We start from the raw sequence: 14572 nt of genomic DNA on the forward strand, positions 1-14572 counted from the left end.
TGTATATGATCTGAACCCTGATGCCCTGGGCTACATGCTGCTGCTGGAATTTGTTCTGATCAACATCTATCTTGTTCTGGACTACTGGCGTCATACCCTGTCCCACCGGTTTCTGACAGCCCAGCGCAAAGTGCCCGATCTGTCCTGGATGGAATTTGACGGCACCCTGAAAGACCGGGATTATCAGCGGATCATCCGGCAGAGGGAAAAACTGCGGCATGAACAGGCAGAACAGTACCGCCGGGATCAGCAGCACATGCAGGACATCCACGATCTCTGGGTTCATCAGAACAAACTGCCGATTGCCGCCCTGAAACTGCTGCTGGAGGATCCACAGCCGGATATCCGGGAAATGAAAAGCCAGGTCCTTCGCCTGGAACAGTACACGCAGATGATTCTGGCTGCTGCCCGGCTGGACAGCCCGGAAACGGATTATGTCTTCGACTGGGTGAAGCTGGATGACATCCTCCGGAGCACCATCCGGACGTTTTCCCCGGAATTCATCCGCCGGAAGCTGCGGCTCGACTACAGCGGCACGGAAGAGAAAGCCCTCACTGACGCCCGGTGGCTGACTTTTGTCCTGGAACAGATCATTTCCAACGCCGTCAAATACGCCCGCCATGAAATCGTCATCCAGGTCAGCGATGCGCAGATCACCATCCGGGATGACGGCCCGGGAATTCCTGGACAGGACCTGGAACGGATCTGGACAAAGGGGGTCACCGGCGCCAATGGCCGCCGCAGAACTTCCGCCACGGGACTGGGCCTGTATCTGGCCAGAACGGTCATGGACCGTCTGGGACATGACATCCGGATCAGCACCAGCCAGGAGACTGGCACAGCCGTCACCATTGACCTGCGGCATGCAGGCATTCTGGAACATGACTGACTCCTCTCGAAGCGGCATGACCGGCATGGTCTGATCCGCTTTTTTTGCATGGCACTCCATTGCACGGTACCGGGCTCTGTCATCCATTCTTTCCATGCCTGCAGACCACATTCCTGCACGCAGACCGTATTCCGCCCGGCAGCCGTCACCATTCTGACCGCATTCTTCCGGCATCTTTCAGCAGTGTAAGATACCGGCGGCAAGTGTAAGACAAGTCGATGGAACCCGGATCCTGCCGGCCTGTATCATGAACCTGTCAAAAGGAGATGGAAAACATATGGCACTGCTTGAAGTCAGAAATCTGAAAAAAATATATTCCAGCCGGTTCTCCGGCACCCAGGTCCAGGCACTGGACAATGTTCATTTCGATGTGCAGGAAGGAGAATTCGTGGCGATCATGGGTGAATCCGGATCCGGAAAAACCACCCTGCTGAACATTCTCGCTGCCCTGGACCGCCCCACAGCCGGACAGGTGCTGCTCAACGGCCGCGACCTGGCGAAAATCAGCGGCAAGGAACTGGCAGCCTTCCGCCGGAGTCATCTGGGATTTGTCTTCCAGGACTTCAACCTGCTGGATACCTTCACCAACAAGGACAATGCACTGCTCCCTCTGGTGCTCGCCAAGGAAAAGTATCCGGTCATGAACCGGAAACTGCAGCCGCTGGCCAGAGACCTGGGCATCTCGGCAGTGCTGAACAAGTATCCCTACGAGATCTCCGGCGGTCAGAAACAGCGGGTATCCATCACGCGGGCCCTGATCACCGACCCGGAAATCCTGCTGGCAGACGAACCCACCGGCGCGCTGGACTCCCGGAGCAGCGAAGATGTCCTGAACCTCTTCACCCGGATCAACAGCAGCGGCCAGACCATCCTCATGGTCACGCACTCCATGAAAGCCGCCAGCTATGCCAGCCGGGTGCTGTTCATCAAAGACGGCCGGCTGTTTCACCAGATCTACAAAGGCGACCGCTCCAACAGCGAACTGTATGAAGACATCAGCCGCACGCTGACACTCATGTCCAGAAAAGGCGAACCGGCATGAAGCTTGCAGCAAAACTCGCGGTATCGAATCTGAAGCGCAACCGCCGCACCACGATTCCCTTCATTCTCACCAGCGCCCTCTGCACCCTGATGCTGTATCTGGTCATCAGCCTGGAAAACGGACCGGCGGTGGCAGACAGCTACGGCGGGGCACAGCTGCAGATGATGCTGGGCTTCGGGCAGCTCATCATCGTGCTGTTCACCGTGATCTTTCTCTTCTACACCAACAGCTTTCTCATGAAACAGCGCAAGCGGGAATTCGGTCTGTTCAACATCCTGGGACTGGCAAAAAAGGACATCGGACTGGTGCTGTTCTTCGAACTGCTCATCTGCTGGGCCATCTCGCTGATCCTTGGACTGGGCCTTGGCGTGATCCTGGACAAAGCCATGTATCTGCTCATTGCCCGGCTTGTCAGCATCCCCCTGCCGGAAGGCCTGCACATCTCCGCCGCAGCCATGACCCAGACCATCTGCTGGACCGGCGCTGTCTATGTGCTCCTGACTGTCTACGGCTTTTTCATGGTCAACGTCTCCAGTCCCATCGAACTGCTGCATGCCCAGGCCGAAGGAGAAAAGGAGCCGAAAAACCGCTGGATCCTGGCTCTGGCAGGCATCATCTGCCTGGCAGCGGGATACGGGCTGGCCATCTCTGTCAACAACCCCATGGAGGCCTTCGTTCTGTTCTTCGTGGCTGTGATCCTGGTCATCATCGGCACGTATCTGCTGTTCAACGCCGGCAGCATTGCCATTCTGAATCTGCTGCAGAAAAACCGCCGGTTCTACTACCAGACCAGTCACTTCATCTCGGTCTCCGGCATGAAATACCGCATGAAGGCAAACGCCGTGAGCCTGGCCAACATCTGCATTCTCTCCACCATGGTTCTCGTGGCGCTCTCCACCACCATCTGCCTCATGACAGGCATGGACGAAACCATTCAGACATCCTACCCCAGAGAAACAACCCTGACTATGTACACACAGGAAGGGGACTCCCTGGAGGAATTCCGTCAGGCACTGGCCCAGTCCGGCGTCCAGGCAGAAGATGTGCTGGCCTACTCTTTGTATGATATCCCCGGTGTGACAGACAACGGTACAGTCACGGACATCGGCAGCTACGGACAGGAGAACACCAGACTCTTCGAGTTCATTCCCCTGGACCAGTACAACAACGCCATGGGCACCAGCTATGTCCTGAACCCGGATCAGGTGCTTCTCTGCACCCCCGGCAGCACCTGGTCAGATACGCTGACTGTACAGGACAGGACCTGGAACGTCGCCGGGACCGTGGATGAATTTCCCTCCTCCGGAATCGGTGTCAAACTGGTAGGCAGTCCCGCCCTGGTGGTGGTGCCTTCTGTGGAGGATATGGAATACGTCCGGAGTCTGGCACCGGCAGAACAGAAGAGCCTGGTCAACATCCTCGCCTTCGACAGCCCCAACCCGGATCAGGACGCTGCAGTGGTCAAGGATCAGTTTGAACAGATCACAGGCCTGCGGCCCTCCGGTGATACCAGAAACGGCTTCGGCGACTCCCTGCATTCCCTGTACGGCAGTCTGCTCTTCGTGGGCATCTTCGTGTCCATTCTCTTCATCACCGCCAGTGTGCTGATTATGTACTACAAACAGATCTCCGAAGGATACGAAGACCAGAAACGGTTCGACATCATGACCAGAGTGGGACTGGACAATGCCCAGATCCGGAAAACCATTCATTTCCAGGTCCTGGCTGTATTCTTCCTGCCACTGGTCATGGCCGCCGTTCACATTGCCTTCGCATTCCCCATGATCTCCAAACTGCTCATGCTGCTTGGCATGGGAGACACCACACTGTTCATGATCACCTGCCTGTGCGTATTCGGCATCTTCGCGCTTCTTTACATCATCGTGTACGGACTCACCAGCCGCGCCTACTATCAGCTTGTCAAAGGCATGACAGAGGACCTGGAAGAAGCCTGACGTGATTCCTGTTTCATCTGCAGCCGATCAGCGTACCGGCTGTTTTTTTTGTGCCGATGTCTGCTGCGCAGACTGCCGGGGCATGAAGGAGAAAAGGAATCTTGATGCATGCACGGGGTTCTGCATCCCAGACGGCAATGGGCTGCAGTCAGCCGGGAACACAGACAGGACCGTGGTTCTGATTCCTTGAATCTGTCACCTGATTCGGCTAAAATATGCTCTGATTTTTCCGAATCTTCTCAAAATGTTTATAAAAACAGCATTTTTTCGGATTAGAAAGGCGCTATATGCATCGAATCGGGCTGGACATTGGTTCCACCACCATCAAGACCGTTGTGCTGAATGAATCCGGCAGGGTCTGTCATACCCAATACGAACGCCATTACTCCCGGATTGCGCAGAAAACCCGGGAGGTCCTTCAGACTCTTTCCCGGAAATTTCCCGGTCTTCAGTCTCTGTGCATTTCCGGATCGGCAGGGATCGGACTCAGCGAGCAGCTGGGGATCCGTTTTGCCCAGGAAGTGTTTGCCACCAGACAGGCTGTGACAACGCTGCAGCCGGAAGCGGACGTGGTCATTGAACTGGGGGGCGAGGATGCCAAGATTCTGTTTCTCAGCGGGGGAACGGATTTCTGCATGAACGGATCCTGTGCCGGGGGAACCGGTGCCTTCATCGATCAGATGGCGACGCTGCTGCAGATCAGTCAGGACGAAATGAATGCCCTGGCCATGGACCATGAGAAGATCTACCCAGTGGCCAGCCGCTGCGGTGTGTTTGCCAAAAGCGACATTCAGCCACTGCTGAATCAGGGTGCCACCAAGGAAGACATCTCTGCATCCATTTTCCAGGCTGTGGTGTCCCAGACGATTGCGGGTCTGGCGCATGGACGGCCGATCCGGGGGAATGTGGTGTATCTGGGTGGCCCGCTGACGTTCTTTTCCATGCTTCGGGAAACCTTCGATGCCAATCTGAAACTGACAGGCGTGTGTCCTTCCTTATCCTTATATTATGTAGCCTACGGTGCGGCGCTGCTAGCCGGAGAGGAGACCTTTGATCTGGAGAAACTGGCGGATCGCATCCCGCAGCTGACCGGCTGGCAGTCCTATGACAGTCTGCGGCCGCTGTTCAGGGACAGGCGGGAACGGGTGGCGTTCGAGACCCGCTATGGTCAGCAGCTGCCTGCTTTCCTGGAACCCTCCGGTGACCCGGTCCGGCTGTATGTCGGCATTGACGCAGGCAGCACCACCACAAAATGCGCAGCCCTGACAGAAGATGGCGCCATTGCCTTTTACCGGTATCTGCCTTCCGGCGGCCAGCCCGTGAGGCATGTGCGGGATTTTCTGCTGGAGCTCTATGACCGGTGGCCAAACTGCCAGATCCTGGGCAGTGCTGCCACCGGCTATGGAGAAGACATCGTCCGGGCGGCTTTCGGTGTGGACCTGGGCGTGGTGGAAACCGTGGCCCATTACACCGCTGCCAAAGCCTATGATCCGCAGGTGGACTTCATCATTGACATCGGGGGACAGGACATCAAGTGCTTTAAGATCCGCAACGGAGCGGTGGACCAGATTTTTCTGAACGAAGCCTGCTCCTCCGGCTGCGGTTCCTTTCTGCAGTCCTTTGCCGGGACCCTGGGCTATGATATGGAGACCTTCTGCGAGCATGCGCTGAAGGGGACAAAACCGGTGGATCTGGGCAGCCGGTGCACCGTGTTCATGAATTCCTCGGTGAAGCAGGCTCAGAAGGACGGTGCGGCCATGGAGGATATTGCTGCCGGGCTGGCGGTGTCCGTGGTCAAAAACGCGCTGTACAAAGTCATCCGCCTGAAACAGGGGCAGAAACTGGGCGATCACATCATCGTGCAGGGTGGCACGTTTCTCAATGATGCGGTGCTCCGGGCGTTTGAACTGGAGCTGGGAATGCCGGTGACCCGCCCGGCGGCTGCGGGTCTGATGGGAGCCGTGGGTGCGGCGCTGTATGCCAGAGACAAGGGGCTGGATCACAGCACACTGCGCACCAGGGATCAGGTCCTGAACCTGAGCCACAGCGTGAAGCCCACTGTCTGTCAGGGGTGCACCAATCACTGCCGGCTGACGGTCAATGTCTTTGACGGCGGGAAAGTCTGCATTGCGGGCAACCGCTGTGAAAAACCGGTCAGACATGCGGGCAGTGAGTCCGGTCACAACATGCTGGCGTACAAGCGCCAGCGGCTGGCCCGGTTTTCCAGCCGGAAGGGATCGCGGAAAACCATCGGCATTCCGCTGGTTCTGAACATGTACGAGCTGCTGCCTTTCTGGCATACCCTGTTCACCCGGCTGGATTTCGGGGTGGAAGTATCCGGCTTTTCCAGCCTGGCCCTGTATCACAGGGGACAGGGGCAGATCCCCAGCGATACGGTGTGCTATCCCGCCAAACTGTCTCACGGTCACATTCAGGCACTGCGGGACAGAGGAATCGAAGACATTTTCTATCCCTGTCTTTCCTACAATATTGATGAAGACAAAAGCGTCAATCACTACAACTGTCCGGTGGTGGCCTACTATCCGGAATCCATCCAGAGCACCATGCCGGAACAGAAGCTGCTGATGCCCTATCTGGGGATTCACCGGCGGAAGGATTTTGCGAAGCATTTCTGGAAATTCCTGCGGGAAGAAGTGGATGACACTGTGCGGCTGCGGGATGTGCAGAAGGCGGTGAACGCCGCGTATGAAGCTCTGGACGCCTATATGGAAGACATCCGGTCACAGGCGGATATCTGGCTGCAGGAAGCCCGGTCCCGGGGCAGGGAAGTGGTGGTGCTCTGCGGCAGGCCCTATCATGCCGATCCGGAAGTGATTCACGGCATCGATCAGTACATTGCCTCCACCGGGCGGCTGGTGCTCTCGGAGGATTCCCTGGGCCATCACACCAGTCAGGCGGATACGGATGTGCTGAATCAGTGGACCTATCATGCCCGGCTGTACTCGGCTGCCCGCTGGGTTGCCAGCCAGCATGATCCCGCCATTCAGCTGGTGCAGCTGGTGAGCTTCGGCTGCGGCGTGGACGCGATCACAGGGGATGAAGTCCGGGCCATGCTGGAGTCCGAAGGGTGTCTGTATACGCAGGTGAAGATTGATGAAATCACCAACCTGGGTGCGGTGAAAATCCGGCTCCGCTCTCTGTTTGCTGCTGCGGGCCAGCGGCAGCAAAGCCGGCAGGAGGGTGCATCCGGATGCAGGGACAGGCGGCAGCCGGGTGTCAGTGACCGGCGGCAGGAAAGGCAGCAGGCATGAGTACACGGGTTCCGCATCCGGTGTTTACCGAAGAAATGCGGAAGACGCACACCATTCTGTTTCCCAACATGGTGGATATTCATTTCCGTCTGCTGCAGAATGTGCTGGAACAGTCCGGCTATCATGCCCGCCTGCTGACCAATGAAGGCAGTCAGGTAAGCAGCACAGGGCAGAAATACGTGCACAATGACACCTGTTATCCGGCGCTTCTGACCATTGGACAGATGATTTCGGCGCTGGAGACCGGTGGATATGACCCGGACAGGACGGCTCTGGTTCTGCCCCAGACCGGGGGTGGCTGCCGGGCGTCCAATTATGTATCCTTGCTGCGCAAAGCCCTGCGGGATGCGGGATATCCGCAGGTGCCGGTGATTTCCCTGAATCTTCAGGGACTGGATGATTCGCCGGGGTTTAAAATCACGCTGCCGCTGCTGCGGAAAATGCTGGCCTGCATGGCCTACGGGGATCTGCTCATGATCCTGGCCAACCAGGTGCGTCCTTACGAACTTCAGTCTGGTCAGACCGATCAGCTGGTGGATCAGTGGATCCGGGAGCTGTCCGGTCAGTTTGAAACCGGGGCGGGGTATGACCTGCATGCCATGAAACGCAATGACGGGCTGATCGCCCGGAGTTTTCACGAAGTGCCTGTCCGGCGCGTGCCGAAGGTGAAAACCGGTGTGGTGGGGGAAATCTATGTGAAGTACTCCGCGCTGGCCAACAATCACCTGGAGGAGTTTCTGCGTCAGCAGGACTGTGAAATCATGATGCCCGGCATCATGCAGTTTCTGCTGTATGCCGCAGACATGCCGCTGGAGGACGTCCGGCTGTATGGCGGCAAAAAAAGCACGCAGGTGCTCAATGGCGTGATGCTGACGTATCTGACAAAATACGAATCCCTGGTCATGGACGCCATCGGGCTGTATCCGGAGTTTACGGTGCCTGCCCGGTACCGGCGGCTGAAGGAGCTGGCCGGGGGACTGATCGGCACCGGCTGCAAGATGGGAGAAGGCTGGCTGCTGACAGCGGAAATGGCGGAACTGGCGGAAAGCGGCTATGGCAACATCGTCTGTGCCCAGCCCTTTGGCTGCCTGCCCAATCACATCGCAGGAAAGGCCATGATCGCCAAAGTCCGCCGCCGGTATCCGGAAGCCAACATCGTGGCCATTGACTATGATCCCGGTGCTGCCCGGGTCAACCAGGAGAACCGGATCAAGCTCATGCTGAGCATTGCCCGGGAGAATCTGCAGCAGCGCACAGCCGCTGCCGCAGACTGACAGAAACCGAACTGCCCGGCACGAAGAATTCCGGGCGGTTTTTCATATCCGGCTTTCTTTTTCCGTTTCCATGATCGCCAGATGATTGAGAAACAGGATGACCAGTCAAGAGATAATCCGCATATCCGGCGGTTCAGACAGAAAAAGAGCCAGTTTTCCGGAAAAGTGGCGGAAAAGACATTCCGGCTTTTACCGTTCTCTGTCTTCTGGCACAATTTAACTGGGGAAGGAGGGATGCGTGTGATTCTGGCAATCCTGTCGCTGCTGGCGATTCTGAGCATCCGCTTTGCGCTGGGACTGGAAAATGTGCGGCTGAAATCTCTTCGCAGCCGCCGGGATGCGGCGCTGGCCCTGCTCAACGCCCAGGAACTGGACAGCGGGGAAAGAGACCGGGGCAGACAGCAGCTGCGGCTGTTTCTGCTGGAGAGACGGCGATTCCGGCATGCTTCCCGGGCGGAAAAAGGATTTGTGCTCAGCGCTGCAGCGGCATTTCTGTGCCTGGGCTGTGTATGGATGGACATTCTCACCAGTCCGGAGCAGGCCGGTTCCTTCTGGTTCTTTCCGGATCTGGCTGCTGCCACGGGCATGCAGATCACGGTCCGGATCCTGCTGGTGATTTACTGCCTGAAACTGGCAGTCACGCTGCTGGCCGCCGGCAGACGCATTCATCCGCTCTTTCTGGCAGGCCCGCTTCTGTTCCTTCCGGTGCTTCCGTTTGCGTCCCAGTGCATATCCCTGTCGCTGTTCTGCTTCTGGGCCGGAGACGAGCTCTGGCTGCTGCTGGCTCTCATGGTGCAGAAAGTTCTGCTGGCGGTGTCACGGCCCCGCTGAAGTCGCAAAATTCATATTTCTCTTTTACAGGGGTCTGTGCTAGAATGGTAAAAGCAGTTAATGACAGCTTCTAACTGGGTAAAGTGAGGGTATAACAAATGGCAAATGATGAAATCTATGATGTAGAAGACATGGACATGGATGCGGACATCCAGCGCAAGCAGGAACTGATCGAGGAGATCAAGAGCCTCGATCTGGAATCCGACGGTGCTGCCGCTCTGCGTGCGGTCAACGACATGAAGCGGCGCTGGAACCGGATCCACTACTGGGAATCCGATTACGAAGACGGCCTGCGGGATGAATTCGAAAGCTATGTGGACAAGGTATATGCAAAGCGCAACGAGCTCTACCAGACTACCCAGGCTCAGAAAGAAGATCTGATTGAAAAGGCGAAGGAAACCGCCCAGATCGAAAACTTCAACCAGGGCACACAGATCATGAACGATCTGATGGAAGCCTGGAAGGCCGCCGGTTCCGCCGGCAAGGTTGTGGACGACCAGCTGTGGGAACAGTTCCAGGCTGCCCGCCAGGTATTCTATGACCGCAAGCACGCACACTGGGAAGAGCAGACGCAGCGCCGTCAGGATGCCCGTGTGAAGAAAGCGGAACTGATCGAGAAGGCGAAGGAACTGGCTGATTCCCACGAATGGCAGAAAACATCCAACAAGATGCGTGATCTGATGAACGAGTGGAAGGCTGCCGGTTCTGCCGGACGCAAGTATGATGACAACCTGTGGGAAGAATTCAACGGCGCCCGTCAGCAGTTCTACGAAGCACGCAACGCCTACTACGACGATCTGCACAAGGAACAGGCAATCCGTGCCGCCAAGAAGCGCGGTCTGATTGACCAGGCCAAGGCAATTGCCGAAAAGCAGGACTACAGCCGTCAGAACACACAGACCATGAAGCAGATCACGGCGGACTGGAAAGCCATCGGTTCCACCGGCAAAAACCGGGACGATGAGCTGTGGGCTGCCCTGCGTGAACAGATGGACAGCTACTTTGACGGTCTAAAGAAAAACTCCGAAGCCCGTCAGATGGACTGGAGAAACCGCATGAGCGATTCCCGCGTGCGCAAACAGGAGATCATCGCCAACCAGAAGCGTCAGATCAGCCGTCTGCAGGACGACATGTTTGGCCTGGTATCCGAGGCTGAAATGGTCGACATCCAGCAGCAGATTGAAGACAAGGAAGACTTCATTGCTCAGCTGGAAGCGGAGATCGCCGACATCGACAACCGTCTGAACGACTAGTTGCATCATCAGGACTCTTCGGAGTCCTTTTTTGCTGAAAGGAGTTTGACATGAAGCAGGACCGTACGTATCTCTTCGAAAAGGAATCCATACCCAGAGCAGTTGTCGCTCTGTCCGTCCCCACTGCGGCAGCCAGTCTGGTCACTGTGCTGTATTCCCTGGCGGACACATTCTTTGTGGGCCTCGCCAATGATCCGGTGCAGACCGCTGCGGTTTCCCTGGCAGCTCCGGTGCTTCTGGCGTTCAACGCCGTGAACAACCTGTTCGGGGTGGGAGCCAGTTCCATGATGAGCCGGGCACTGGGGGCAAAGGACATGAAAACCGTTGCCCGCAGTTCTTCCTTCGGTTTTTACGGAGCGCTGTTTTCGTCCATATTCTTCTCGCTGCTGGCAGTGATCTTCATCAATCCGCTGCTGCATCTGCTGGGGGCTTCGGACATCACCTATACCCCCACCGGGCGCTACCTGCTGTGGACGGTGATCATCGGAGCGGCTCCGGCCATTCTGAATGTGGTCATGGCGTATCTGGTACGGGCGGAAGGCGCCACAGCCCATGCGGCAATCGGCACCATGAGCGGCTGTTTTCTGAACATTCTGCTGGATCCGCTGTTCATTCTCGTGTTCGGCATGGGAGCGGAAGGGGCGGCTCTGGCCACACTGATATCCAACTGTGTGGCGGTTCTGTACTTTATCGGATATGTATTTGTCCGCAGGGGCCGGACGGTGGTGAGTCTGAACATCCGGCTGTTCACTCTGAAAGGCCGTGTCCCGGCTGGTGTGTTTGCCGTGGGGATTCCGGCCAGCATTCAGAACCTGCTGAATGTGGCCGGTCAGGTCATCGCGAACAATCTGGCTGCAGGTTATGGAACGGAAGCCGTGGCGGCCATGGGCATCGGCATGAAAGTCGCCATGGTTCCCATGTATGCCGCGCAGGGTGTCTCCCAGGGTGTCATGCCGCTGGTGGGATACAACTATGCCTCCGGCAACATCGCCCGGATGAAGGAAGCCATTTTCTTCACTGCGAAGATCACCTTCGGTTTTCTGGCTGTGGTGTGTCTGGCCTTTGAACTGTTCCCGAAGACCATTGTCAGCTGGTTCATTCAGAATCCGGAAACGGTGGCCATCGGGCAGGTGCTGCTGCGGGGGCTGTCTCTGGCGATTCCCTTTCTGGCCATGGATTTTCTGGCCGTGGGTGTATTCCAGGCTGCGGGGAAAGGCAACCTGGCGCTGTTCATGGCAGTATGCCGCAAGGTGATTTTCGAGATCCCCTTCATGTTCCTCTTTGACCGCATCTGGCCGATGTACGGGCTGGGATTCTCCCAGTTCGCGGCGGAATTTCTCATGACGATCATTGGCACGATGCTGCTGATCCGTTTCCTGCACCAGACAGAAAGGAGTCTCCATGATCAGACTGCCTGACTACATCCGCGATCATGCCGTCCTGAACCGCCTGACGGGAGAATCCGACTGTGACCGGATACTGGTCAACGGTATTCCGGTTCCTGTAAAGGACGGATGCTGGAGCTGTTCCTTTGAGGATGGCGACATTGTGCTTCAGGATGCAGACAGCCGGATTGAACTGCGGGACATCCGGAAGGGTCTGGTCATTCTGGCAGCCGGTCAGTCCAACATGGAGTGGCCGGTGCAGGACAGTCTGAATCAGGAAGAAATCATCCGCCGGCTTTCCGGCCGGGATATTTCCTGGCTCCAGGTTCCCCGGAATCTGTATCCCGGCCATGACTGCGGCGAGACCATGGCCTGGACCAGACTCACAGTGGACAATCTGGCGCAGGTCAGTGCCGTGGGAGTGCTGGCGGCTCTGGAAGTGGCAGAGCATACGGATGTCCCCATTGGCCTGGTGGGCTGCTACAAGGGCGGCTCCAGTGCGGCCAGCTGGGTGCCGGAGTCCGACCTGGCCCAGGATCCGGCGCTGGAGGCTTACTATGTCCATGCGTACTGGGCAGATATCCGGGAGCAGAGCGATGAAGAAGAGGACCGGCGGATTGCCGCGTTTGAACAGGAAGTGGCGGACTACAACCGGCGGTTTGAAGCCTTTGACAAAGCCCATCCGGAACTGACCAGAGCGCAGAAGAAGGACATTATGGGGCATACACCGTTTCCGGGGCCAAAGGGCAGAAAGGATTTTCTGCGTCCGGCGGGATTGTATATACCCATGTTTTCCAGACTGCAGGGTCTCAGACCGGATGTGCTGCTGTGGTATCAGGGGGAAGAAGACACCCGGTTCGCCAGGGGGTACAGCTCCCTGCTGTCCATGCTCCTGAAGCGGTGGCGTCATGATCTGGATTCTGCGGATCTGCCTGTGGTGATTGCCCAGCTGCCGGGCTATGCTGAGTATGATCCGGTCAAGGACTGGGGAACTGTGCGGCTGGCTCAGCAGGCAGTGGTGGATGCGGATGGACACTGCGGGCTGGTCTGTCTGCTGGATGCAGGGGACCATGAAAATATTCATCCCCAGGACAAAGCCATTCCCGGACAGCGGATGGGCCGCATGGCTGCCAGGCTGCTGGGGCTGATGGACTATCAGGATGGTCCCAGAGTCCTGCGCCGTCAGGGAAATACCCTGTGGTTTGATCAGATTCTGGAAAACGGCGAAGATCATCTGGAGTGGCAGGGAAGCTATGGCCTGGAAAACGATCCGGTCATCCTGATCCGCTCCGCTGCAGGGATCCCCGCCTTTCCCTTTGAAGACCGGGACCGGGAGGACTGAGATGTACAAGATTCTGATTGTGGAAGATGATCTGGTCATTGCCAGGAAAACAGCGCAGTTTCTGGAAACCTGGGGCTATGAGACGAGATTTGCAGAAGTGTTTGACCGGATCCTGGAAACGGTGGATGAATGGAATCCGGATCTGGTGATCATGGATGTGAATCTGCCGTACCGGAACGGATTCGAGTGGACCCGGCAGATCCGCCTGCACTCCAAAGTCCCCATTCTGTTTCTGTCCAGTGCCGATGATGCCATGAACATTGTCACGGCAGTGTCCCAGGGAGCGGATGACTACATGACCAAGCCATTCGATATGCAGGTGCTGGCGTTCAAGATCCAGGCCCTGCTGCGCCGGGCTTACGATTTTGCGGGCAAGACCCGGACACTGGAACACTGCGGACTCCGGTTTGACACCGACGAGAACACCATCACACTGGAGGGAAAGCAGGCGGAGCTGACCAGGAACGAAGCCCGGATCCTGCGGATGCTGATGGAGCGCAAGAACGTCATTGTCACCCGGGAGGATCTGATGGAAGGACTGTGGAAAACCGACTGCTACGTGGATGAAAACGCTCTGTCGGTGAATGTGAACCGGCTGCGGAAGAAGCTGGACTCCATTGGTGCGGCTGGATTCATCGAAACCAGAAAGGGCATCGGCTACCGGCTGTGTCAGGAGAGAACCTGAGCATCTGAGCTGTCAGAAATGGGGAAACCGGAGACAATGCCTGCAGGAGGACATGCAGTATGACAACATTTGCAGGGGTGCCTGTGACGCTGGAAGGTGTGCAGCTGAAACCGGGCGCGATCATGCCGGATTTCACGGTCACGGATGTGAATCTGGCTCAGATCGAACCGATGAAATCAGATGGCACCAAAATCATTCTTTCTGTTCCCAGTGCGGATACACCGGTCTGCTCCAGAGAGCTGGCCACATTCATGCATGCGCTGGAGGGCACGGATGTGCAGCTGATTTCCGTTTCCATGGATCTGCCCTTTGCGCTGAAGCGCTGGATGGATATGGAACAGAATGACAATCTGACCGCCACATCGGATTTTAAAGATCACAGCTTCGCGAAAGCCGCAGGTGTGCGGATGGCGGAAAACGGTCTGCTGGCAAGGGCTGTGTTCGTGGTGAATCCGGCGGGCGAGATCCTGTATGATGAGTACGTGGACGAAGTCACGCAGGAACCGGATTACAGCAAGGCGCTGAAAGCAGCCGGCATCACTCAGTAACCAGAATACAGAAGACAATGCCTGTCACCAGAGGGTGGCAGGTTTTTTTTGTGTGCCCGGCATGGCACATATCTGGGTGGTGAAAGTCCACTATGG

At 57.0% G+C, this 14572-nt stretch carries 11 protein-coding genes; all 11 read left to right on the plus strand.

Going from position 1 to position 14572, the window contains the following annotated elements; translation table 11 throughout:
• Window positions 1-889: HAMP domain-containing sensor histidine kinase (locus QZ305_RS05850; RefSeq protein ID WP_294730787.1), on the plus strand; the 889-nt coding region annotated here is incomplete at its 5' end.
• A gap of 277 nt (window positions 890-1166) precedes the next feature.
• The gene (locus tag QZ305_RS05855; protein ID WP_294730788.1) at window positions 1167-1931 is read left to right on the plus strand and encodes an ABC transporter ATP-binding protein; all 765 of its coding nucleotides are present in this window, start codon (window positions 1167-1169) and stop codon (window positions 1929-1931) included.
• A complete protein-coding gene (locus tag QZ305_RS05860; RefSeq protein ID WP_294730789.1) occupies window positions 1928-3886 on the plus strand; it encodes an ABC transporter permease in 1959 nt (652 codons plus the stop codon). Before QZ305_RS05855 ends, QZ305_RS05860 begins: the two co-directional genes overlap by 4 nt.
• 287 nt (window positions 3887-4173) lie before the next feature.
• Complete coding sequence (locus QZ305_RS05865; RefSeq protein ID WP_294730790.1) at window positions 4174-7158, plus strand: acyl-CoA dehydratase activase; 2985 nt, start codon at window positions 4174-4176, stop codon at window positions 7156-7158.
• A complete protein-coding gene (locus tag QZ305_RS05870; RefSeq protein WP_294730791.1) occupies window positions 7155-8432 on the plus strand; it encodes a 2-hydroxyacyl-CoA dehydratase in 1278 nt (425 codons plus the stop codon). Before QZ305_RS05865 ends, QZ305_RS05870 begins: the two co-directional genes overlap by 4 nt.
• 240 nt (window positions 8433-8672) lie before the next feature.
• Entirely contained in the window at window positions 8673-9263 is a 591-nt protein-coding gene (locus tag QZ305_RS05875) for a hypothetical protein (protein WP_294730793.1), read from the plus strand.
• A 98-nt stretch (window positions 9264-9361) separates the two neighbouring features.
• Window positions 9362-10516: a DUF349 domain-containing protein gene (locus tag QZ305_RS05880; protein ID WP_294730794.1), complete on the plus strand. Its 1155-nt coding sequence runs from the start codon at window positions 9362-9364 to the stop codon at window positions 10514-10516.
• 50 nt (window positions 10517-10566) lie between these two features.
• Window positions 10567-11934 carry an MATE family efflux transporter gene (locus tag QZ305_RS05885; protein ID WP_294730795.1) on the plus strand — a complete coding sequence of 456 codons (1368 nt, stop codon included), beginning with the start codon at window positions 10567-10569 and terminating at the stop codon, window positions 11932-11934.
• The gene (locus QZ305_RS05890) at window positions 11918-13243 is read left to right on the plus strand and encodes a sialate O-acetylesterase (protein WP_294730796.1); all 1326 of its coding nucleotides are present in this window, start codon (window positions 11918-11920) and stop codon (window positions 13241-13243) included. Before QZ305_RS05885 ends, QZ305_RS05890 begins: the two co-directional genes overlap by 17 nt.
• A 1-nt stretch (window position 13244) precedes the next feature.
• The gene (locus tag QZ305_RS05895) at window positions 13245-13928 is read left to right on the plus strand and encodes a response regulator transcription factor (protein ID WP_294730797.1); all 684 of its coding nucleotides are present in this window, start codon (window positions 13245-13247) and stop codon (window positions 13926-13928) included.
• Window positions 13929-13987: 59 nt separating this feature from the next.
• The gene (gene tpx, locus QZ305_RS05900) at window positions 13988-14476 is read left to right on the plus strand and encodes a thiol peroxidase (protein ID WP_294730798.1); all 489 of its coding nucleotides are present in this window, start codon (window positions 13988-13990) and stop codon (window positions 14474-14476) included.
• Window positions 14477-14572 lie beyond the last annotated feature (96 nt).

The sequence above is a fragment of the uncultured Faecalibaculum sp. genome (genome assembly GCF_910588395.1).
Taxonomy (GTDB): Bacteria; Bacillota_I; Bacilli_A; order Erysipelotrichales; family Erysipelotrichaceae; genus Faecalibaculum.

Excerpts from the sequence above, each read along its gene's own strand:
- QZ305_RS05855 (WP_294730788.1), top strand. The coding sequence starts at position 1,167 with ATGGCACTGCTTGAAGTCAGAAATCTGAAAAAAATATATTCCAGCCGG.
- QZ305_RS05860 (WP_294730789.1), top strand. The coding sequence starts at position 1,928 with ATGAAGCTTGCAGCAAAACTCGCGGTATCGAATCTGAAGCGCAACCGC.
- QZ305_RS05865 (WP_294730790.1), top strand. The coding sequence starts at position 4,174 with ATGCATCGAATCGGGCTGGACATTGGTTCCACCACCATCAAGACCGTT.
- QZ305_RS05870 (WP_294730791.1), top strand. The coding sequence starts at position 7,155 with ATGAGTACACGGGTTCCGCATCCGGTGTTTACCGAAGAAATGCGGAAG.
- QZ305_RS05880 (WP_294730794.1), top strand. The coding sequence starts at position 9,362 with ATGGCAAATGATGAAATCTATGATGTAGAAGACATGGACATGGATGCG.
- QZ305_RS05885 (WP_294730795.1), top strand. The coding sequence starts at position 10,567 with ATGAAGCAGGACCGTACGTATCTCTTCGAAAAGGAATCCATACCCAGA.
- QZ305_RS05890 (WP_294730796.1), top strand. The coding sequence starts at position 11,918 with ATGATCAGACTGCCTGACTACATCCGCGATCATGCCGTCCTGAACCGC.
- QZ305_RS05895 (WP_294730797.1), top strand. The coding sequence starts at position 13,245 with ATGTACAAGATTCTGATTGTGGAAGATGATCTGGTCATTGCCAGGAAA.
- tpx (WP_294730798.1), top strand. The coding sequence starts at position 13,988 with ATGACAACATTTGCAGGGGTGCCTGTGACGCTGGAAGGTGTGCAGCTG.